The following is a 1,082-nucleotide window of genomic DNA, read 5'->3' as shown; positions in this document are numbered from 1 at the left end:
ATCTTGCGGACGAAGGCGAGGTTGCGGGACTGAAAGCGAAGCTGCGCGGGCTCAATCCGGGCGCAGCGTTCGTCGAAGGTTCGACGTCTGGCACGGCGGCGCTGATTGCCTGTGGGCTCTACGATCCGGCGACGAAGATCGCGGACGTCTCGCGCTGGCTGGGCGAGAGCGAGCACGACCATCATCACGATCACGATCACGACCATTCGCACGACCACGCGCATTCGCACCACGACCCGTCGATCCGCACCTTCTCGCTCGTCCACGACCGTCCGGTGTCGTGGTCGACCATCGAGATGTTCCTCGACCTGTTGCGCTCCACGCAGGGCGAGCGACTCTTGCGCATGAAGGGGATCATCGAGATCGCCGAGGACCCGGAGCGACCGCTGGTGATCCACGGCGTCCAAAAGCTCCTGCACCCGCCCGCACGACTGCCCGCCTGGCCCGACGGCCAGCGCGGGACGCGGCTGGTGCTGATCACACATGATTTGCCGGAAGACTATGTGCGGCGGCTGTTCGGGGCGTTCGTCGGGCAGCCGGCGGTGGATGCGCCGGATCGGGCTGCGATGGTGGACAATCCGCTGGCGATTGCGGGGTTTCGGGGCGGGGTCGTTGGGCGTTGATGGATTGGCTGACGCACTGAAGACCCCCACTCCGGTCCTTCGGACCACCTCTCCCCCTCAAAAGGGGAGAGGAACCCAAGCTGGATTAGGCGCTTCCATCGCGGCAGGCTTTCCTCTCCCCCTTTCGAGGGGGAGAGGTGGCGCGCGAAGCGCGACGGAGTGGGGGTCGCGGCGCAGTCGCAGCTAATACGTCGTGCGGCGCTCTTCGCTTGGGGGGCGGCCGAAGAGGAGGCGGTAGCTTTGCGCGAAGTAGGAGTGGGAGGTGAAGCCGGTCGCGATGGCGACGTCGAGGATCGGCAGGTTGGTCTGGCGTAGCAATTCGCGGGCTCGCTCGAGACGCAGGCGCATGTAGTAGCGACCGGGCGTGACGTTGAGATGGCGCAGGAAGAGCCGTTCGACCTGGCGTACCGAGAGGTTCGCGGATTTGGCGAGTTCGACCGCCGAGTAGGGCTCGTCGAG

Annotated in this window: 2 protein-coding genes; one reads left to right on the top strand and one right to left on the bottom strand. The window is 66.0% G+C overall.

The genetic code is table 11. From position 1 onward, the window contains the following. On the top strand, positions 1-623 hold a 623-nt coding region (locus ACT6QU_RS19430), incomplete at its 5' end, for a GTP-binding protein (protein ID WP_444837026.1). Positions 624-806: 183 nt separating this feature from the next. Here ACT6QU_RS19430 and ACT6QU_RS19425 read toward each other — a convergent pair. Further along, the coding region (locus ACT6QU_RS19425; RefSeq protein WP_444837025.1) for a helix-turn-helix domain-containing protein at positions 807-1,082 on the bottom strand (276 nt) is incomplete at its 5' end.

The sequence above is a fragment of the Aliihoeflea sp. genome, assembly GCF_052435475.1.
Classification (GTDB): domain Bacteria; phylum Pseudomonadota; class Alphaproteobacteria; order Rhizobiales; family Rhizobiaceae; genus Aliihoeflea.
This window is presented reverse-complemented; position numbering and strand designations above follow the sequence as displayed.